A 362-nucleotide genomic window follows, 5' to 3' on the forward strand; every position below is an offset into this window, starting at 1 on the left:
TGCTCACCTTGGCGAAGCAATTGTTGGTGAATGCGGGGACTGCCATAGGTCTTCCCCGATTTCAGCCAAATTTTCTTGATGAGCTCCAAAAGGCGCTGGTTCTCTTTGGCGCGATCAGAGGGCGGCCGGTTCATCCAGCTGTAATAACCGCTTCTGCTTACCCCGAATACCTCGGACATCTTTACAATGGGGAATATGTTCTTGTGTTCGGCCATAAATTGGAAAATCACCCGTTTTTCTTCGTAAAGATGCCCATCGCCTTTTTTAGGATATCCCGCTCCATCCGCACGTCAGCCAGTTCTTTCTTCAACTCGGCCAGCTCCTTCTCTTCGGGCGTCCGGCTGGGAATGCCTTTGCCCGGA

1 protein-coding gene is annotated in these 362 nt (G+C 51.7%); it reads right to left on the bottom strand.

From position 1 onward, the window contains the following. Positions 1–215, bottom strand: a 215-nt coding sequence (locus G3569_RS18270; protein WP_165271524.1) for an IS3 family transposase, incomplete at its 3' end; no start/stop codon positions are given. Positions 216–362 lie beyond the last annotated feature (147 nt).

The organism is Fodinibius halophilus (assembly GCF_011059105.1).
Lineage (GTDB): Bacteria > Bacteroidota > Rhodothermia > Balneolales > Balneolaceae > Fodinibius > Fodinibius halophilus.